At 64.9% G+C, this 17,646-nt stretch carries 15 protein-coding genes; 3 read left to right on the forward strand and 12 right to left on the reverse strand.

Annotation, left to right across the window (positions count from 1 at the left end; genetic code table 11):
• Window position 1 precedes the first annotated feature (1 nt).
• A complete protein-coding gene (locus tag IG122_RS14485; RefSeq protein ID WP_319024892.1) occupies window positions 2–1,816 on the reverse strand; it encodes a transglycosylase domain-containing protein in 1,815 nt (604 codons plus the stop codon).
• A gap of 504 nt (window positions 1,817–2,320) precedes the next feature.
• Between IG122_RS14485 and IG122_RS14490 the strand changes: the two genes are divergently transcribed.
• On the forward strand, window positions 2,321–3,703 hold the full coding sequence (locus IG122_RS14490) for a tetratricopeptide repeat protein (protein WP_193184694.1): 1,383 nt from the start codon (window positions 2,321–2,323) through the stop codon (window positions 3,701–3,703).
• Between the two features lie 13 nt (window positions 3,704–3,716).
• On the opposite strand, the gene IG122_RS14495 is transcribed toward IG122_RS14490, so the two are convergent.
• From IG122_RS14495 to mutM, 11 genes are all read right to left on the reverse strand, one after another.
• Complete coding sequence (locus IG122_RS14495; protein WP_193184698.1) at window positions 3,717–4,259, reverse strand: rhodanese-like domain-containing protein; 543 nt, start codon at window positions 4,257–4,259, stop codon at window positions 3,717–3,719.
• Window positions 4,260–4,287: 28 nt separating this feature from the next.
• Window positions 4,288–4,671, reverse strand: coding sequence for an ArsR/SmtB family transcription factor (locus tag IG122_RS14500; protein ID WP_404924611.1), 384 nt, complete (start codon window positions 4,669–4,671; stop codon window positions 4,288–4,290).
• Window positions 4,672–4,825: 154 nt separating this feature from the next.
• A complete protein-coding gene (locus tag IG122_RS14505) occupies window positions 4,826–5,428 on the reverse strand; it encodes a hypothetical protein (protein WP_193184704.1) in 603 nt (200 codons plus the stop codon).
• A 115-nt stretch (window positions 5,429–5,543) separates the two neighbouring features.
• Window positions 5,544–7,994: a DNA topoisomerase (ATP-hydrolyzing) subunit B gene (gene gyrB, locus IG122_RS14510; RefSeq protein WP_193184707.1), complete on the reverse strand. Its 2,451-nt coding sequence runs from the start codon at window positions 7,992–7,994 to the stop codon at window positions 5,544–5,546.
• A 24-nt stretch (window positions 7,995–8,018) separates the two neighbouring features.
• Window positions 8,019–9,197: a DNA replication/repair protein RecF gene (gene recF / locus IG122_RS14515; RefSeq protein ID WP_226893576.1), complete on the reverse strand. Its 1,179-nt coding sequence runs from the start codon at window positions 9,195–9,197 to the stop codon at window positions 8,019–8,021.
• 88 nt (window positions 9,198–9,285) lie between these two features.
• Window positions 9,286–10,404: a DNA polymerase III subunit beta gene (dnaN, locus tag IG122_RS14520; protein ID WP_193184713.1), complete on the reverse strand. Its 1,119-nt coding sequence runs from the start codon at window positions 10,402–10,404 to the stop codon at window positions 9,286–9,288.
• A 185-nt stretch (window positions 10,405–10,589) separates the two neighbouring features.
• Entirely contained in the window at window positions 10,590–12,002 is a 1,413-nt protein-coding gene (gene dnaA, locus IG122_RS14525; RefSeq protein ID WP_193184716.1) for a chromosomal replication initiator protein DnaA, read from the reverse strand.
• Window positions 12,003–12,741: 739 nt separating this feature from the next.
• Complete coding sequence (gene rpsT, locus IG122_RS14530; protein WP_193184719.1) at window positions 12,742–13,008, reverse strand: 30S ribosomal protein S20; 267 nt, start codon at window positions 13,006–13,008, stop codon at window positions 12,742–12,744.
• Window positions 13,009–13,108: 100 nt separating this feature from the next.
• On the reverse strand, window positions 13,109–13,885 hold the full coding sequence (locus IG122_RS14535; protein ID WP_193184722.1) for an enoyl-CoA hydratase: 777 nt from the start codon (window positions 13,883–13,885) through the stop codon (window positions 13,109–13,111).
• Between the two features lie 53 nt (window positions 13,886–13,938).
• On the reverse strand, window positions 13,939–14,307 hold the full coding sequence (locus tag IG122_RS14540) for a hypothetical protein (protein WP_193184725.1): 369 nt from the start codon (window positions 14,305–14,307) through the stop codon (window positions 13,939–13,941).
• A 49-nt stretch (window positions 14,308–14,356) separates the two neighbouring features.
• Entirely contained in the window at window positions 14,357–15,187 is an 831-nt protein-coding gene (gene mutM, locus IG122_RS14545; protein ID WP_193184728.1) for a bifunctional DNA-formamidopyrimidine glycosylase/DNA-(apurinic or apyrimidinic site) lyase, read from the reverse strand.
• A gap of 155 nt (window positions 15,188–15,342) precedes the next feature.
• Here mutM and ubiE point away from each other — a divergent pair, with 155 nt between their 5' ends.
• Together ubiE and ubiB are read left to right on the forward strand one after the other, a co-directional pair.
• Window positions 15,343–16,083 carry a bifunctional demethylmenaquinone methyltransferase/2-methoxy-6-polyprenyl-1,4-benzoquinol methylase UbiE gene (gene ubiE, locus IG122_RS14550; protein WP_193184730.1) on the forward strand — a complete coding sequence of 247 codons (741 nt, stop codon included), beginning with the start codon at window positions 15,343–15,345 and terminating at the stop codon, window positions 16,081–16,083.
• Between the two features lie 6 nt (window positions 16,084–16,089).
• Complete coding sequence (ubiB, locus tag IG122_RS14555) at window positions 16,090–17,637, forward strand: 2-polyprenylphenol 6-hydroxylase (RefSeq protein WP_193184734.1); 1,548 nt, start codon at window positions 16,090–16,092, stop codon at window positions 17,635–17,637.
• Window positions 17,638–17,646: the final 9 nt, after the last annotated feature.

The raw sequence follows: 17,646 nt of genomic DNA on the forward strand, positions 1-17,646 counted from the left end.
CTCAGAGCCTGTTCGCCTTGCCTTCGGCGAGCCCCGCGAGCGGGCGTGGCGGGCCTTTCACGGCCTCCGACATGAAGGCGGCCCAGATTTCCGCCGGCAGGCTGCCGCCCGTCACCCCGTCCATCGGCGAGGCGTCGTCGCGGCCGACCCAGATCCCGGCGACGAGATCGGCCGTATAGCCGATGAACCAGGCATCCCGGAAGCCCTGCGAGGTGCCGGTCTTGCCGGCCGCGGGACGGTCGATCCGGGCACGCTTGCCGGTACCGCGTTCGACCACGCTCTGCAGCATGCGGTTGAGATCGGAGACCGCGCGGGCATCGACCACTTCCGGCGCGGCGGTTTCCCGGCGCGCGTAAATCGTTCCATCCGCCGAGGTGCCGATGGCCTCGATCGCATAGGGCGTCACGAAGCGGCCGTGATTGGCGAAGGCGGCATAGGCCGCGGTCATCTCCAGCAGCGTCACCTCGCCCGACCCGAGCGCGAGGCTCGGCCGGTCCGGCAGGGTCGCGGTCAGCCCGAGGCGGCGTGCGACGGAAAGCGCCCGGCGCCGGCCGATGGCTTCCGAAAGACTGACCGTCGCCGCATTGAGCGAGTCGGCGAGCGCATCCTCCAGCGTGACCTCGCCCCGGTAACGGCCATCGAAATTGCGCGGTTGCCAGCCGTCGATGGTGAGCGCCGCGTCGGACAGCGGCGTCTCCGGCTGATATCCCGCCTCGAGCGCGGCGAGAAAGACGAAGGGTTTGAAGGCGGAACCCGGCTGGCGCAGCGCCTGGGTCGCCCGGTTGAACTGGGAGGCGCCGTAATCCCGGCCGCCGATCATCGCCCGGACCGCACCGTCCGGCGACATCACCACCATGGCGACTTGGCGCACACCTTTCTTGGCACCGCGCTTCATGCCCTCGGCGACGGCCCGCTCGGCGAGGCGCTGCAGGCGCAGGTCGAGGGTGGTGCGGATTGTGCGGTCACCGCCGCCGGGCCCGGCATAGCCGCTCGCCCGCTCCCGCGCCCAGTCGGCGAAGTAACGGTGATTGCGGCTGACCCCGGCCGCCCCACGGATCGCCGCGGGCTTCGAGGCGATCCGGAGCGCCTCGGCCTCGGTCAGGTAGCCCGCATCCGCCATATTGAGCAGAACCTGTTTGGTGCGGCCTTCGGAAAGCTCCCGGTCCACCGCCGGATTGTAGCGCGACGGCGCTTTCAGCAGGCCGATCAGCATCGCCGACTGATAGGGGGTGAGATCTTCCACCGGACGGCCGAAATACTTCCGCGCCGCGGCATCGACCCCGTAGGCGCCGGCACCGAAATAGACCCGGTTCAGATAGATCGCGAGGATCTCCTGTTTCGAGAAACGGTGCTCCAGCCAGAAGGAGAGCAACAGCTCCTGGATCTTCCGGGAATAGGAGCGCTCGGCACTGAGGAAGACGTTCTTGGCGAGCTGCTGGGTCAATGTGCTGCCGCCCTGCACGGTCCGGCCGGCCTGCAGGTTGATCATGGCGGCGCGCGCGATCGAGATCGGATCGATTCCGAAATGAGAGAAGAAGCGCCGGTCCTCGGTCGCGACCAGTGCCTGGACCAGACTTTCCGGCAGCTTGTCCGCCGCGACCGGCCGTCCGTGCAGCGCCCCATAGGAAACGAACATCGCGCCATCACGGTCGAGCAGTCGGGTCGCGCCGGCGCGCTCGTACCGGTCGAGATCGGTGATGTCGGGAAGCTGGTAGGCGTGATAGGCGAGCACCCCGCCGATGGCGACGCCGATCCAGATTGCAGCGACGAAACCGTATTTCAGGATCGCGGCGACGAAACCGGTCCGTTTGCGCACGACCGCAGACTTGCGGCGGCGGGGCGCGGCACGGCCGCGAGGCTTCGCGGTCGACGTGGACGCACTGCCGCCATCCCGCGACGAGGCGGATTTGACTTTTCCGGAACGCGTGGTCCGCCCGGCTGTCGCGGGTTTTCGTGTCGGAGTCCGTGCCATCGGTTTCCGTAGCTCATGTTGAGGTTTAGATTTAATCAGCAACCAATTGATATTGGCAATAAAATTCCATTTTCTTAATATATTGCTTTAACTTTAAAAATTATATTAAAAGTGATTGAAATTGCACTATTTTGCCAGAAATCTAGATACTTAAAGACGCTAGCTCATGTTAAATCTCTTTTAATCAAATAACCAATTAAATACGCTACATTTTTAGCATAGAAATATGGAAGTCAGGACTGGCTGGCGCGTCTTCAAGAACCGATCACGCGCTCTCGCATTGTGTGTGATCGGTTTCGCGCTTAGCTATGCTGAAAGCCGCAACGCGATCCCGCCGGGAGACCCGCCATGACCATCCATGACAGCCGCGATCTCGCTGTCTCCACCGCCGATGCCGACCTCGTCGCCGGACTGGAAAAGGCACACGAATTGTTCCTGACCTATTCCGGAGATCCGCTCGGCGAGATTGAGGAGGTGCTGGACGGCGCGCCCGACTTCGTCATGGGCCACATCTTCAAGGCCGCCCTGCTGACCCAGGCCATGGAGACGCGGATCTACCGGGACATGGTGGATGCCCTCGAAAAGGCGGAAGCTCTGGCGATGCGCGCAAACGAACGTGAGCGCCTGCATATCCGGGCGATCCGGGCCTGGGCCGACGGTGATTTCCACCGCGCCGTCGATCTCTGGGACGAGGTGCTGGTGCATTACCCGCGCGACCTCCTCGCCCTGCAGCTCGCCCACCTCTCCGACGTGCTGCTCGGCGACACCACGAACCAGCGCGACCGGGTCGCCCGCATCCTCCATGCCTGGGACGAGAGCGTGCCCGGCTACGGCTATGTGCTGGGTCTCTACGCCTTCGGTCTGGAGGAGAACCGGGATTTCGCCATGGCCGAGGAATGCGGCCGCCGCGCCGTCGCCCTCAATCCGGCCGACGCCTATGCCGTCCATGCGGTCGCCCATGTGATGGAGAGTCAGGGGCGGCAGTCCGGCGGGATCAACTGGATGCGTTCGCGCGAGGGGGACTGGGCCTACGGCAATTTCGCCAACCATCTCTGGTGGCACCTGTCGCTCTACCATCTCGATCTCGGCCAGTATGACCGCGTGCTGGACGTCTACGACACCTGCCTGCGCAGCACCGACCAGAGCGGCGACCGGTACGAGGAACTCGACGCCGCGGCCCTGCTCTGGCGCCTCAATCTGCTCGGAGTCGATGTCGGCGAGCGCTGGAAGACGCTTGCCGACAAGTGGGAGCCGAGTGCGACGGACACGCTCTACGCCTTCAACGACGTGCATGCGATGATGACCTTCGTCGCCGACGGGCGCTGGGAGGTCGCCGACCGGGTGCTGCACGCGCACGAGCGCTATACCACAGCCGCGAACGATGCGAATTCGGCGATGACCCGGACAGTCGGCGAGCCGTTCTGCCGGGCGCTTAAGGCCTTCGCGCAGGAAGAATACGGTGCGGCGGTCGAGACCCTGCTGCCGATCCGCTACCGCACCCGCTATCTCGGCGGCAGCCATGCCCAGCGCGACGTAATCGGCCTCACGCTGCTGGAAGCCGCGCTCCGCGACGGGCGGCACGAACTTGCGCTCGCGCTGGCCTCGGAACGCACCGCGCTGAAGCCGACCAGCCCGCAGAACTGGCGCTTTGCCGCGCGGGCCCATCGCGGGCTCGGCGACCATCGCCGCGCGGCGGAGGCCGAAGCCCGCGCCGTCGCGCTGCACGGCTAGGAAAAGACCGCCGTCAGCTTGAGGGCTGGCGGTTCCAGGGCATCAGGGCGAGGAAACGCGCCATGCCGCACCAGCCCGTGGTGCCCGCGACCAGCAGACCGGCGCCGACGAAAGCGGCGATCAGCGCATAGACCGGGTCGGCCAGGTAGCCGGCGAGACCGCCCGCGAGCGCGATGCCGCCGGCAATGATCTGCACCTGGCGCATGATCTCCAGCGGCGCCTTGGGGTTCTTCGACACCGGCATGCCCGCATCCTTCCAGCCCTCGATGCCGCCTTCCAGAAAGGCCGCCTCGCCGAACCCGGCGCCCGTGAAGAGCGCCGCATTGACCATGGTGCGGTTGCCGGAACGGCAATGGACGATGACACGTTTGCCCTTGTAGGCCGAAAGATCGGCATTCCGCCATTCGGAGAGCGGGAGCGAAACCGAACCCGGAATCCATTCCCGGGCGCGCTCGTCCTTTTCGCGGATGTCGATCAGAACCGCGTTGCCGGCCTCGATTTCGGGCGCGGCGCTCTGGGTGTCGATGCCTTTCAGCTGCGGGTGGTTGCTTTGCATGTCTCTGTCTTTCGTTGGATCGTGAATGTCATTCGGCCGCGGCGCGCGCGCCGTCCGGCGGGCAGAAATGCCTCTGCAGCACCTCGAGCAGGTCGCTGACGGGTCCTTCGCTCAATGCGTAGTACCGCCGCCGTCCGTCTGCCCTGACGGTGATGAGCTTTTCCTCGGTCATGCGAGCCAGATGCTGGGAGAGCGCCGGCTGGGACAGCCGGACAAGACCGGCCAGTTCCGTCACCGTCAGCTCCCCAGCCTCGGCAAGATGGCAGAGCACCATCAGCCGGTTCCGGTTGGCGGCCGCCATCAGAAAGTCAGCCACTTCGGCTGCTTTCCGGTCCATTGCCTCGATTGGAAGCGCGGGCATCGCCCTATCCTCGCGTGTCAGATCATATATAAGTGATTGCTTATATATTATTCAGGGACCGCGATTTCAACCCCATCCTTGGAAGGGGAGGAACTGACAATCTGACGAAGGCGCCTGTCGAAGGATTTCCGGCATGCACGGCTTGGTGATCGCCGGTGGCGCAAACCGGCCGAAGCAGAGAGAGTTCGATGTTCCGGCGGGCCGGTCAGGAGCCAAGCGCGGTCCGGCGCCGTTCGTACTCCGCCTGATCGATATCGCCATTGAGGAAAGCGTTCATCAGGTTCTGCAGGGCGTCCCTGCTTCCCGCTTCGACCGGCGGCCTGCCGGACGCGACCGCCGTCGGGCGCGGTACGGAGCTGTATGCGGGAGCCGCGGTCACTTGGGCCGCATCCGGCTTCAGATTTCCGTCCTCGTCGAAGCGGGCGGCATATTCCGCCTTCGCCGTCTCGACATCGAGCGCCATCTGGATATCGCAGCCTTTCTCGCGGCCATACTGAACGAGCGTATCGTTGCGGGCTGCGAGTCCCGTCATCTCCTGGCCCGCTCCATCCTTCAGGTCGAGCGCGAACAGCGCCGGCCAGAACAGCAGGACCCCGACGGCCCCCACCATCGCATTGCGGCCGGTTCTGTTGCTCGATTCGACGACGCGCGACCGAATACCCGCATTGTTGCGGCCGATTTCGCGATCGATCTCGGCGCAGGACATCTTTTCGTCATGCCGCTGGTAGGATTCGACCATTACGGGCTCGCGGCCTGCGCAGGCCACAAGCGTAAGGACGGCACAGAGTGCCGTTACCCGTCGAAGCATGGATGATTTCCCCCGGATATTCCGTTCCCCGGGGGAACTTTATCAACGCATACAATCACGGGCAACGGACTGATGAAGTTCAATAATTCGGTCCGCCGCCGTGACTGTCCGCAGATCAGATATCGAGATTGGCGACCTTGAGGGCGTTTTCCTGGATGAACTCGCGTCGCGGCTCGACCACGTCGCCCATCAGCGTGGAGAAAATCTCCTGAGCCTCGTCCAGATGGTCGACGCGGACCTGCAGCAGGGTGCGCTGGTTGGCGTCCAGCGTGGTTTCCCAGAGCTGGTCCGGGTTCATCTCGCCGAGGCCCTTGTAACGGTTCACCGCGAGACCCTTGCGTCCTGTCTCCTGGATCGCCTCGATGAGGGCGATCGGGCCGTGGATCGCCCGCTCCGTATCCTTCATCTGCAGGGCCGCACCCTTGCCGTAGGTCGCGGCAAGCTCGGCCGCAAGACCTGTCAGGCGGCGCGCCTCGGGCGTGCGGACCTGAACCTGGTCGATCCGGTAGCGTTCGGTGACGCCGCGCAGCGTTCGCTCGAAGACGAGCTCGATATTGTCGGCGTCGTAATACCCGGTCCAGCCGCGCTCGATATCCTCGGAAAGCGCGTCGAGCCGCGCGGCGATGCTCGCTGCGGCCTCCGTCGCCCGGGTGTCGTCGGCCAGCAATTCCGGATTGAGAACGCCGGCGACGGCGCATTGCTCGACCACGAAGGAGGAACCGATGCGGCGCACCAGCGGCTCGATCAGCGTCTTGGCGTCACGCGCCTGCTCGGCGAGCCGTTCGAGATCGGAACCCAGGATCTGGGTCCCGTCGGCGAGCCTCAGGGTGACCCCGTCGATGCCGTTGCTGATCAGATAGGCTTCCAGCTCCCGGTCATCCTTCAGATAGGTCTCCGAGCTGCCCTTCTTGGCCCGGTAGAGCGGCGGCTGGGCGATATAGAGATGGCCGCGGTCGACCAGCTCCGGCATCTGCCGGAAGAAGAAGGTCAGCAACAGGGTCCGGATGTGGCTGCCGTCGACGTCGGCGTCCGTCATGATGATGATCTTGTGGTAGCGCAGCTTCTCGATATTGAACTCTTCCGAGCCGATGCTGGTGCCGAGCGCGGCGATGATTGTGCCGATCTCCTGGCTGGATAGCATCTTGTCGAAGCGCGCCCGCTCCACGTTCAGGATCTTGCCGCGCAGCGGCAGGATCGCCTGGGTCTTGCGGTCGCGCGCCTGCTTGGCGGAGCCGCCGGCGCTGTCGCCCTCGACCAGGAAGAGTTCGCAGAGCGACGGATCCCGCTCCTGGCAGTCGGCCAGCTTGCCCGGCAGGTTGGCAATGTCGAGCACGCCCTTGCGGCGGGTCAGCTCGCGCGCCTTGCGCGCCGCCTCGCGGGCGGCAGCGGCTTCATAGGCCTTGGAAACGATGCGCCTGGCGTCCTGCGGGTGCTCCTCGAACCATTGCTGCATCTTCTCGCCAAGGATGGACTCGACCACCGGCCGGACCTCGGAGGAGACCAGTTTGTCCTTGGTTTGGGAGGAGAATTTCGGATCCGGCACCTTCACCGAAAGCACGCAGGTCAGGCCCTCGCGGGCGTCGTCGCCGCTGAGTTGGGCCTTCTCCTTTTTCGCGATCCCGCTTTCCTGGGCGTAGTTGTTGACCGTCCGGGTCAGCGCCCCGCGGAAGCCGGCGAGGTGCGTGCCGCCGTCGCGCTGCGGGATGTTGTTGGTGAAGCAGAGCGTGTTCTCGTGATAGCTGTCGGTCCACTCCATCGCGACCTCGACGGTGATCCCGTCGCGCTCGCCGATAACCACGATCGGTTCGTGCAGCGCCTGGTGGTTGCGGTCGAGATATTCGACGAAGGCCTTCAGGCCGCCCTCGTAATAGAGGTCGACCTTCACCGGCTCCGCTTCGCGCGCGTCGGTCAGCAGCACATGCACCCCGGAATTGAGGAAGGCGAGCTCGCGCAGGCGATGTTCCAGCGTCTTGAAGTCGAACACGGTCTTGGTGAAGGTCGCGGACGACGGCAGGAAAGTGATCTCGGTGCCCTTCTTGCCGTTCGCGGGACCGACCACCTCGAGCGGCGCCTCGGCCTCGCCGTGGCGGAAACGGATGACATGCTCCTTGCCTTCGCGCCAGATGCGGACCTCGAGGCTCTCGGACAGCGCGTTCACGACCGAGACGCCGACGCCGTGCAGGCCGCCGGAGACCTTGTAGGAATTCTGGTCGAACTTCCCGCCCGCATGGAGCTGGGTCATGATCACCTCGGCGGCGGAGACGCCCTCCTCGGAGTGGATATCAACCGGGATGCCGCGGCCGTTGTCCGTGATCGTCGCCGATCCGTCCGCGTTGAGCGTGACCGTTACGAGATCGCAATGACCTGCCAGCGCCTCGTCGATGGCGTTGTCCACGACCTCGTAGATCATGTGATGCAGGCCCGAGCCGTCGTCGGTGTCCCCGATATACATGCCCGGCCGCTTCCGGACCGCATCAAGACCGCGCAGGACCTTGATCGATTCGGCGCCGTACTCGGCCTGCTCGCCATTCGCGCCGTTCTGTTCCGGAAGATCGTCTTGTGCCATGTCGGCTCCCAGTTACGCAGGTGATCAGTCGGACCGGACCGCGCCGTCCTCGACGGCGAAGAACTGACCGGCGCCCTCGAGGGACGCGAAAAGCGCGCGGTCGGTACCGGTCATCCAGACCTGCCCGCCGAGCGCGAGGAGAATATCATAAAGCGCGGCCCGGCGGCCGCTATCGAGATGCGCCGCGACCTCGTCCAGCAGCAGGACCGGCACCGCGCCGGTCTCCTGCGCGCCGAGGCGGGCATGGCCGAGCACGATGGCGATCAGAAGCGCCTTCTGCTCGCCGGTCGAACAATGCGGCGCCATCATGTCCTTCGGAAGGTGACGCACAAGAAGATCGCTGCGGTGCGGGCCCGGCACCGGGGCCGGCTCGCTGCCGTTGAGACGCCGCGTGGCTTCGAGCTGCGCCTTCAGATCGTCCTCCACCGCCAGCGCAGGCCGGGTGGCGATATCGGCCTCGACCTCTCCTTCGAGGGAAAGCTCGGCGCCCGGGAACGGGCCGGAGCCGGCTTCCGTCTCCGCGTTGAGGCGCGCCACCAGACCGGTGCGCGCCGCGGCGATGGCGACCGCCTTCTCGGCGATGGATTCCTCGAGCGCCGCAAACCAGGCCCGGTCGCGGGTCCCGTTCTTCAAGAGCCGCGCCCGCTCGCGCAGCGCATGGGTATAGGCGTTCACCCGGCCGGCATGGTCCGGATCGAAGGTATAGACCAGCCGGTCGAGGAAGCGGCGCCGGTTGGAGGCGCCCTCGATGAAGAGCCGGTCCATCTGCGGCGTCAGCCAGGAGACGGAAAGATGGTCTGCGAGGGCGGACTGGCTTTTCGCCGGAGCGCCGTCGATCCGCACAAGCCGCTTCTCGCCGCCGGAGCGGCCGTCACCCTCCGGGCCGGGATCCCGTCCGGTACCGATTGAGACCGTGCCCTCGAGCCCCTCCACCTCGGCGGCGACCGCCCAGTTGGCATGGCTGCCATCCGGCTGCGCGCGTCCGACCTCGGAAATCTGCGCCCGGCGCAGCCCACGGCCGGGAGAGAGGAAGGAGACGGCCTCGAGCAGGTTGGTCTTGCCGGCCCCGTTCGGGCCGGTCAGGACCACCGCCGGCGCATCGGTCTCGATGCGGGCGGCGGTATAATTGCGGAATCCGGTCACGGACAGGCGGCTGACGCACGGCGAAACCCGTCCGGCGCTGATCTCAGCCGGTCCGGGCATCGGTCGGGACATGTCCGTGTTTCGCAATGCGTTCAACATTTCCATTCGTGCTGGCTCGGCCGCCGGGCCGCCTGGGACCGGTCCGTCCTCAGACGCGCATCGGCATCAGCACGTAAAGCGCGCTCTCGTCATCCTGGTCGAGGATGATCGTCGGCGAGGCCTGATCGGCGAGCTTGAACACCGCCTTCTCGCCCTCGATCTGACCGGTGATGTCCAGCAGGTATTTCGAGTTGAAGCCGATCTCGAGATCGCTCGCACTGTAATCGACCTCGACCTCTTCCTGCGCGGTGCCGTTATCCGGGCTGCTCGCCGAAAGGGTCAGCTGGCCGCTGGTCACGGCGAGTTTCACAGAGCGGGACTTCTCGGTCGAGATCGTCGCCACGCGGTCCACCGCCTCGGAGAAGCGCTGACGGTCCACATGCAGCATCTTGTCGTTGCCGCTCGGGATCACCCGCTCATAGTCCGGGAAGGTGCCGTCGATCAGCTTGGTGGTGACCACCGTATCCTCGAAGGCGACACGCAGTTTGGTGTCGGAAAGGGAGACCGTGACATCGCCCTCGACCTCGCCGATCAGCTTGTAGATCTCGTTCACAGCCTTGCGCGGCACGATCACGCCCGGCATCTCCTCCGCGCCCTGCGGCAGCGGCATCTGCACCCGCGCCAGACGGTGGCCGTCGGTCGCGACCGCGCGCAGCACCTTGACGCCATTGGCGTCGGCCGCGTGCAGATAGATGCCGTTCAGGTAGTAGCGGGTCTCCTCGGTGGAGATCGCGAAACGGGTCCGATCGATCAGCATGCAGATATCGGCCGCGCTGATGACGAAGCTGTGCGGCAGGGCATCGCCGCTGAGGGCGGGGAACTCCTCCGGCATCAGGGCCGGCAGGGAGAAGTTCGAGCGCCCGGCGCGGATCGTGACCCGGCTGACATCGCCTGTCGCGGCCAGCTCGACATCCGATCCCTCGGGCAGCTTGCGCACGATATCGTAGAGCGTGTGGGCCGGCACCGTGACGACGCCGGGCTCCGCCACTTCGCAGGCCACGGACTCGACGATGTCCATGTCCATGTCGGTCGTGCTGAGGGAGAGCCGGCCATCCGCCGCCTTCAACAGAACATTGGACAGAATCGGGATCGTATTCCGCCGTTCCACCACACTTTGGACGTGTCCGAGAGGCTTCAGCAAAGCCGCGCGATCAATAACGATTTTCATATTCTTCTACTTATCGGCTGGAACGTTGATCCCCAATTTACCCACCCGCCGGCAGCCATGGGCCACCATATGAGGCAGGTCCGTGAAACTATAGCACAAGTGCATGGTGCTTGCGGTAGTTTCAAGGGCAAAAAAGTTCGCTTTTCTGACCTATTGGGATCGGCGCCGGAAGCGGCCTCCGGGGGTCAGGATTCCAGCATCCGGCGGAGCAGGTCGACATCGTCGTTGAACTGCTTGTCCAGGCCCCGAAGCTCCTCGACCTTCTTCACCGCGTGCAACACCGTGGTGTGGTCGCGGCCGCCAAATTTCCGCCCGATATCGGGCAGCGACTGCGAGGTGAGCTGCTTGGAGAGATACATCGCCACCTGGCGCGGCCGCGCGATCGCACGCGAGCGGCGGGCCGAGTGCATCTCCGAGAGCCGGATCTGGAAATGGTTCGCGACCTGACGCTGGATTTCCTCGACGGTGACCCGGCGGTCATTGGCCCGAAGCAGATCCGCCAGGACCTCCTGGGTCATCTCCAGCGAGATATCGCGACCGACCAGCGTCGAATGCGCGACGATCCGGTTCAGCGCCCCCTCGAGCTCGCGGACGTTCGAGGAGATCTTGTGCGAGAGGAATTCCAGCACCTTCTCCGGCATCTCGACGCCGAGCCGTTCGGCCTTCGACTGCATGATACCGAGGCGCAGCTCGTAGTTCGTCGGATGGATATCGGCCACCAGACCCCAGCCGAGGCGGGAGCGCAGCCGCTCCTCCATGCCTTCGAGGTCGGTCGGCGATTTGTCGGCGGAAATCACCACCTGGCGGTTCTGGTCCACCAGCGCGTTGAAAGTATGGAAGAACTCTTCCTGGGTGGAATCCTTGCCGCTGATGAACTGCACATCGTCGATCATCAGCAGGTCGACCGAGCGGAACTGTTCCTTGAAGGCGACCGTATCACGGAAACGCAGCGCCCGGATGAACTGGTACATGAACTTCTCGGCGGAGAGATAGATCACCCGCCGGCGCGGATCCTTCTGCCGGACATGCCAGGCGATGGCATGCATCAGATGCGTCTTGCCGAGACCGACCCCGCCGTAGAGGAACAGCGGATTGAACGGAACCGCCTCGCTTTCCGCAACCCGGCGGGCCGCGGCGAAGGCCAGTTCGTTCGGCTTGCCGACGACAAAATTGTCGAAGGTGAATCGCGGATCGAGCGGCGCCTCGAAATCGGGCCGCGCCTCGGGCTCGTAGGCACCCCTCACCGCCGGTGCCGGCATCGGCGCTCCGATCTCCGCGGCATCGGCAGCAAGGCCTTCGGTCTCGGACGCCTCGGACACCGGTTCGGCCTTGGCCCGGCCCGCGGCAAAGATTGCGATCGATTTCACGCCGGGATGTTCGACAGACCAGATCGCGCGCAGACGATCGGAATATTGCGACCGCACCCGGTCGCGCACGAAGGGGCTCGGCGCCCGCATGATCGCGGTGCCCTCGTCGATGCCCTCGAAGCTGAGAGGCTTCAGCCAGTTCCGGAAAACCGCATCGCCCAGTTCGGTCCGCAACCGACCGCGCACCCGCGCCCAGCATAGTTCCTGATCACCGGCCACGTCCGCGGTCATTTGCCCGCTCCCGCCAACATGCCGCCCCGGTCCGAATTCACCCAACACATTCAAACCTCTTCTTGTCCCCTCTTCCAACGAAGCTTCGGTCATCTAGTTGCCCCACCCAATAATGACCGGCCAGTCAGACCGTCTTAACCCCGGACGCACTTTCCCCAGCGGAAATCGCTCCCGGCGACGCCCTGAACTCTTCGGGTTGTGCGAAATAAAACTTCGAAATGCTGAAGTTCTTACTTGGCGCTCGTGGTGAAAGCCTGTCCGAACCACAACATATAGCGAGCACCGGAACTGAAGTTTTGAAATTTACTATTCATTTTGTTTGCACCCCAGCGCGGCAACAGGCAGCCAAACTACCCAAGAGCCCCCCTGTGCGCAACCTAGACTCTGTCCAAAATGACGATTTTTTTTCGTTCCGGGCGCGGATCTTTTCCTTGACAGAATCAATCTCCGCTTTGAATCAAAGCCTTGAATTCCGTCCTTCAAAGATGACATCGCGTTCCGATTTCATCCTCCGGAAGGAAGTTATTAACATACTGTTTTTAATGAGATTTTATAACTAAACGCGCCGCATCGGGGCACCCGGCCAGGCTGCCGGACCGGATTCCGGTCACCAAACCCCAACGAAACTGTCATCGAGCGGTCACGGAAAGCCGTTCCCAGGCAAACACGGACGGCAAATATGAAAAAGCCGCGGCAAGGGCCGCGGCTCTTCAATCCAGTCCTGTCGGCGCGACAGAACTTAAGCGGAAATCGCCTTGATGCGTGCGGACAGCCGCGACAGCTTGCGGGCCACGGTGTTCTTGTGCAGAACGCCCTTGGTCACGCCACGCTGCATTTCGGGCTGCGCGGACTTGAAGGCGGCCTGGGCCGCTTCCTTGTCCCCGCCGGCAATCGCCGTCTCGACCTTCTTCACGAAGGTGCGGATCCGGCTGATCCGGGCATGATTGACGACCCGGCGCCGTTCGTTCCGGCGAATACGTTTCTTGGCAGACTGATGTTGCGCCATTTGCTTCTAATCCCAGCTCGATGCGCGGAAAATCAAGAGCGCGGCTTATAGACGAGTGCCCCCGTCGCGTCAACCGCGTAAATCCGACTGATTTCAGGAATCAGCGGTGTTTGAAATTGGGCTGCCGTTTTTCCGCGAATGCCGACATGCCTTCCTTCTGGTCTTCGGTGGCGAACGTGGCGTGGAACAGCCGCCGTTCGAACTTGATGCCCTCGGCGAGAGTGCTCTCGTAGGCCCGGTTCACGGCCTCCTTCGCCATCAGCACGGAGGGGCGCGACATGGCCGCGATCCGCTCCGCCGTCTTGATCGCCTCGTCCAGCAGCTCGGCTGCCGGAACGATGCGGCTGACAAGGCCCGCGCGCTCGGCTTCCTCGGCATCCATCATGCGGCCGGTCAGGCACATTTCCATCGCCTTCGACTTGCCGACGAAACGGGTCAGGCGCTGGGTACCGCCGGAACCCGGAATGGTCCCGATGGTGATTTCCGGCTGGCCGAACTTGGCGGTGTCGGCGGCAAGGATGAAGTCGCACATCATCGCGACCTCGCAGCCCCCGCCGAGCGCATAGCCCGCGACCGCCGCGATCACCGGCTTGCGGCAGCGGGTCAGGTCTTCCCAGCCGCTGGTGATGAAATCCTCGCTGAACACGTCGGCAAAGCTCTTGCTCTGCATTTCCTTGATGTCGGCGCCGGCGGCAAAGGCCTTCTCGCTGCCGGTCAGGACCATGCAGCCGATCTCGTCATCCGCCTCGAAGGCGGCGAGCGCCTTGCCCAGCTCCGCCATCAGCACGCTCGACAGCGCATTCAGCGCCTTCGGCCGGTTCAGCGTGATCAGGCCGACCGGCCCGCGCTTCTCGATTTCAATACATTCATACGCCATCGGATCGCTCCCATTCATCCGTATACCGTCCGGCCCTTGGCGGACCGCTCCGGTCACCTTGGCAATAAGGAAAACCGGACCAGCATTTCTCCGCCGTCCGGTGTGAAATCCAGCGTGAGTCTCTCCCCCTCGCGCTGGAAGCTGTCCTCCCCCGCACCGCTCCAGCCGAGCTGGCCGAGGGTTTCCGCGTAGAAGGACCGGATCTGATCCGCGGAGACGGGTCCGCGGGCAAAAGCGACAACGATCCGGCCGCTGGCCGCATCGAAGGCAAGCGAGGCATCCGGGATCTGTTCCAGACCCGGCATCAGCGGCAGGTCGGCAAAGCCTTCGACAAAACCGTCCGCCGCCGTTCCCGTCCGGGCGAAAGCCAGGAGCAGGACCAGAGTCAGCACGCTTGCAAGAGAACGGAGGGCCGGGATCAAAGACCCGCGCCTCATCTGTCGCCGAATAGACATGACGGCTGCTTCTACCTCAGCGCTGGCAGCGGGGACAATAGAAAGTCGAGCGCCCGGACTGCACGATGCGGCGGACCGGACCGTGACCGGCCTCGATCGGACAGGCGACGCCCTCGCGATCGTAGACCTGGAAGGAATGCTGGAAATAGCCGAGCTCCCCGTCCGGACGCTGGTGGTCGCGCAGGGTGGAGCCGCCGGCGAGGATCGCCGCCTCCAGCACCTCGCGGATCGCCGCGGCGAGCCGCTCGGCCCGCTGGCCCTGCACGTTCGCCGCCTGGCGGAGCGGCGATATGCCGGACCGGAAAAGCGCTTCCGAGACGTAGATGTTGCCGAGCCCGGCGACCACCTTCTGGTCCAGCAGCGCCGCCTTGATCGGGGTCCGCTTGCCCTTGAGGGCGGCGGCGAGGGCCGGGCCGTTGAAGGCGTTGGAGAGCGGCTCCGGGCCGAGCGCCGCGATCAGCTTGTGTCCGGCGAGCCCGGCTTCCGGGATCAGGTCCATGGCGCCGAAGCGGCGGTGATCGTTGAAGCGGATCACCGTGCCGTCCTCCATGGTGAAGACGATGTGATCGTGCTTCTCCAATTCCGCCGGGCGGACCGTGTCGATATTGACCTTTCCCGACATCCCGAGATGCCAGAGCAGCACCGTGCCGTCTTCCATATGGACGAGGATGTATTTCGCCCGCCGCGTCATGTGGTCGACGCGCCGTCCCTCGAGACGGGCGACGAAATCCACGGGCAGCGGCCAGCGCAGATCCGGCCGCCGTTGCTCGACGCGCGCCAAGCGCCGGCCTTCCATGAAAGGCTGCAGGCCGCGCATCACGGTTTCGACTTCGGGCAGTTCGGGCACGGGCGGCTCCTCGTCCTGGACGCTCGCCTTCTCTCTAGGCGAGCGCGCGGCGTGCGACAAGCGTGCACGCTTCTAGTGTTGGATTGCGCGTCACTCTGGGCTAGATCACGGAGGGACACGGCGAGGATGCCGGTCGCAATAGCGGGAACATCTCTATGACAGAGAGCGCCACCACCCATTTCGGCTTCAGGGACGTGCCGGTCGGCGAGAAGGCTGGAATGGTGCGCCAGGTGTTCGATTCCGTCGCCGGGCGCTACGACCTGATGAACGACCTGATGAGCCTCGGCATCCACCGGCTCTGGAAGGACGCGCTGATGGACTGGATCGCGCCCCGGCCGGACCTCGCACTGCTCGACGTCGCCGGCGGGACCGGAGACATCGCCTTCCGCTACCGGGCGCGTGGCGGCGGCCCGGTGACGGTCTGCGACATCAACGAGGCCATGCTGACCGTCGGCCGCGAGCGCGCGGCGGAAAGGGGCATCGACGGCCTCACCTGGATCGTCGGCAATGCCGAGATGCTGCCGGTCGAGAACAGTTCCGTCGACCTCTACACCATCGCCTTCGGGCTTCGGAACGTGACAGATATCGACGCGGCGCTGCGCGAGGCGAAGCGGGTCCTTAAGCCCGGCGGCCGCTTCCTCTGTCTCGAGTTCAGCCGGCTCGCCATTCCGGCGCTCGACCCGGTCTACGATTTCTACTCCTTCAAGGTGTTGCCGGAAATCGGCGCCCGCGTCGCCGACGACCGCGAGGCCTACCAGTATCTCGCCGAGAGCATCCGCAAGTTCCCGGACCAGGAGAGCTTCGTCGAGCGCATCGGGGCGGCCGGTCTCGGGCGTATCCGCTACCGCAACCTCTCGGGCGGGATCGCGGCGATCCATTCCGCCTGGAAGCTCTGACCCGTCATGTGGCGTGCCCTGCGCAACCTTCTCCGCCTTTGCGGTTCGGCCTGGATCCTTGCCAGGCACGGCGCCCTTGCGCCGCTCGCCCATATTCCGCAGGCGCCGGCCCTTGCGCTTGCCGCGCGCTTCGTCCTGCTGTTCCGCGACCGGCGCTATGACCGGCTGCGCCCCGGCGAGCGGTTGGCCGCGGCGCTGAGCGCGCTCGGCCCGAGTTTCATCAAGTTCGGCCAGTCGCTCGCGACCCGCTCCGACCTGATCGGCGAGGAGCAGGCGCACGATCTCTCGCGCCTGCAGGACCGCCTCAAGCCTTTTTCGACAGAGATCGCCAAGCGAACTCTCGAACAAGAGCTCGAGCGGCCGATCGCGGAGGTCTTCGCCTCCTTCGAGGAAAAGCCCGTCGCCGCCGCCTCGATCGCCCAGGTGCATTTCGCGGTGACGACCGAGGGCGAGGAAGTCGCGGTCAAGATCCTGCGCCCGGACATCGAGAAGCGTTTCGCCCGGGACCTCGACCTCTTCCTCTGGATCGCCGAGCTGCTGGAGACCCATTGGCCCTGGATCCGGCGTCTGAAGCCGGTCGAGGTGATCGAGCTGTTCCGCGAGACCGTGGAGATGGAGATGGATCTGCGCATGGAGGCCGCCGCCGCCTCCGAGCTGGCGCAGAATTTCGAGGACGATCCGGGCTTCCGGGTGCCGAAGGTCGACTGGAGCCGGACCACGGCCCGGGTGATGACGGTCGAGCGGGTGCACGGCACGCGGATCGACGACCTCGAGACCCTGATCGAGCAGGGCCAGGAGCCGACGGAGATCCTCCGCCGCGCCGCCACCGCCTTCTTCAACCAGGTCTTCCGCGACGGCTTCTTCCATGCCGACATGCATCCCGGCAACGCCTTCGTCGATGCCGAGGGCCGCGTGGTGCCGGTCGATTTCGGGATCATGGGACGGCTCGACCAGAAGACCCGCTACTATCTCGCCGACATGCTGACCGGTTTCCTCACCGGCGATTACCGCAAGGTGGCGGAGGTGCATTTCCGCGCCGGTTACGTCCCCGCGCACAAGAGTGTCGAGGCCTTCACCCAGGCCTGCCGCTCGATCGGCGAGCCGCTGCTCGGCCGTCCGCTGAACGAAATCTCGGTCGCGCGCCTGCTGGCGCAGCTCTTCCGCATCACCGAGCAGTTCGAGATGGAGACCCAACCCCAGCTCCTGCTGCTGCAGAAGACCATGGTCGTCGCCGAAGGCGTCGGCAGGACGCTCAATCCCGACGTCAATATGTGGGAACTGCCCCGGCCGATGATCGAGGACTGGATGCGCGAGCATCGCGGTCCCCAGGCGCGGGTCCGCGAGGCGGCCAGCCATGCCGTTGCGCTCGCGGAACGTTTGCCGCAGATCATCGAGACGACGGACCGGGTACTCGGCTCCATCACCGAGGGCGGCGTGAAGCTGCATCCCGAAACAGTTGCCCGCTTCGCCGAGGAGAACGCCCGCCGCCGGCGTTCCTTCTGGCCGGTCTGGCTGGCGCTCTTCATCGCCGTGCTGGCATTGCTGTTCGACTGACTCCGGCAC

The organism is Nisaea sediminum, assembly GCF_014904705.1.
Classification (GTDB): domain Bacteria; phylum Pseudomonadota; class Alphaproteobacteria; order Thalassobaculales; family Thalassobaculaceae; genus Nisaea; species Nisaea sediminum.

What these genes read in the sequence shown, in the direction of transcription:
- IG122_RS14490 (WP_193184694.1), top strand. Translation starts at nt 2,321, where the DNA reads ATGACCATCCATGACAGCCGCGATCTCGCTGTCTCCACCGCCGATGCC.
- IG122_RS14495 (WP_193184698.1), bottom strand. Translation starts at nt 4,259, where the DNA reads ATGCAAAGCAACCACCCGCAGCTGAAAGGCATCGACACCCAGAGCGCC.
- IG122_RS14505 (WP_193184704.1), bottom strand. Translation starts at nt 5,428, where the DNA reads ATGCTTCGACGGGTAACGGCACTCTGTGCCGTCCTTACGCTTGTGGCC.
- gyrB (WP_193184707.1), bottom strand. Translation starts at nt 7,994, where the DNA reads ATGGCACAAGACGATCTTCCGGAACAGAACGGCGCGAATGGCGAGCAG.
- recF (WP_226893576.1), bottom strand. Translation starts at nt 9,197, where the DNA reads ATGCCCGGACCGGCTGAGATCAGCGCCGGACGGGTTTCGCCGTGCGTC.
- dnaN (WP_193184713.1), bottom strand. Translation starts at nt 10,404, where the DNA reads ATGAAAATCGTTATTGATCGCGCGGCTTTGCTGAAGCCTCTCGGACAC.
- dnaA (WP_193184716.1), bottom strand. Translation starts at nt 12,002, where the DNA reads ATGACCGCGGACGTGGCCGGTGATCAGGAACTATGCTGGGCGCGGGTG.
- rpsT (WP_193184719.1), bottom strand. Translation starts at nt 13,008, where the DNA reads ATGGCGCAACATCAGTCTGCCAAGAAACGTATTCGCCGGAACGAACGG.
- IG122_RS14535 (WP_193184722.1), bottom strand. Translation starts at nt 13,885, where the DNA reads ATGGCGTATGAATGTATTGAAATCGAGAAGCGCGGGCCGGTCGGCCTG.
- ubiE (WP_193184730.1), top strand. Translation starts at nt 15,343, where the DNA reads ATGACAGAGAGCGCCACCACCCATTTCGGCTTCAGGGACGTGCCGGTC.
- ubiB (WP_193184734.1), top strand. Translation starts at nt 16,090, where the DNA reads ATGTGGCGTGCCCTGCGCAACCTTCTCCGCCTTTGCGGTTCGGCCTGG.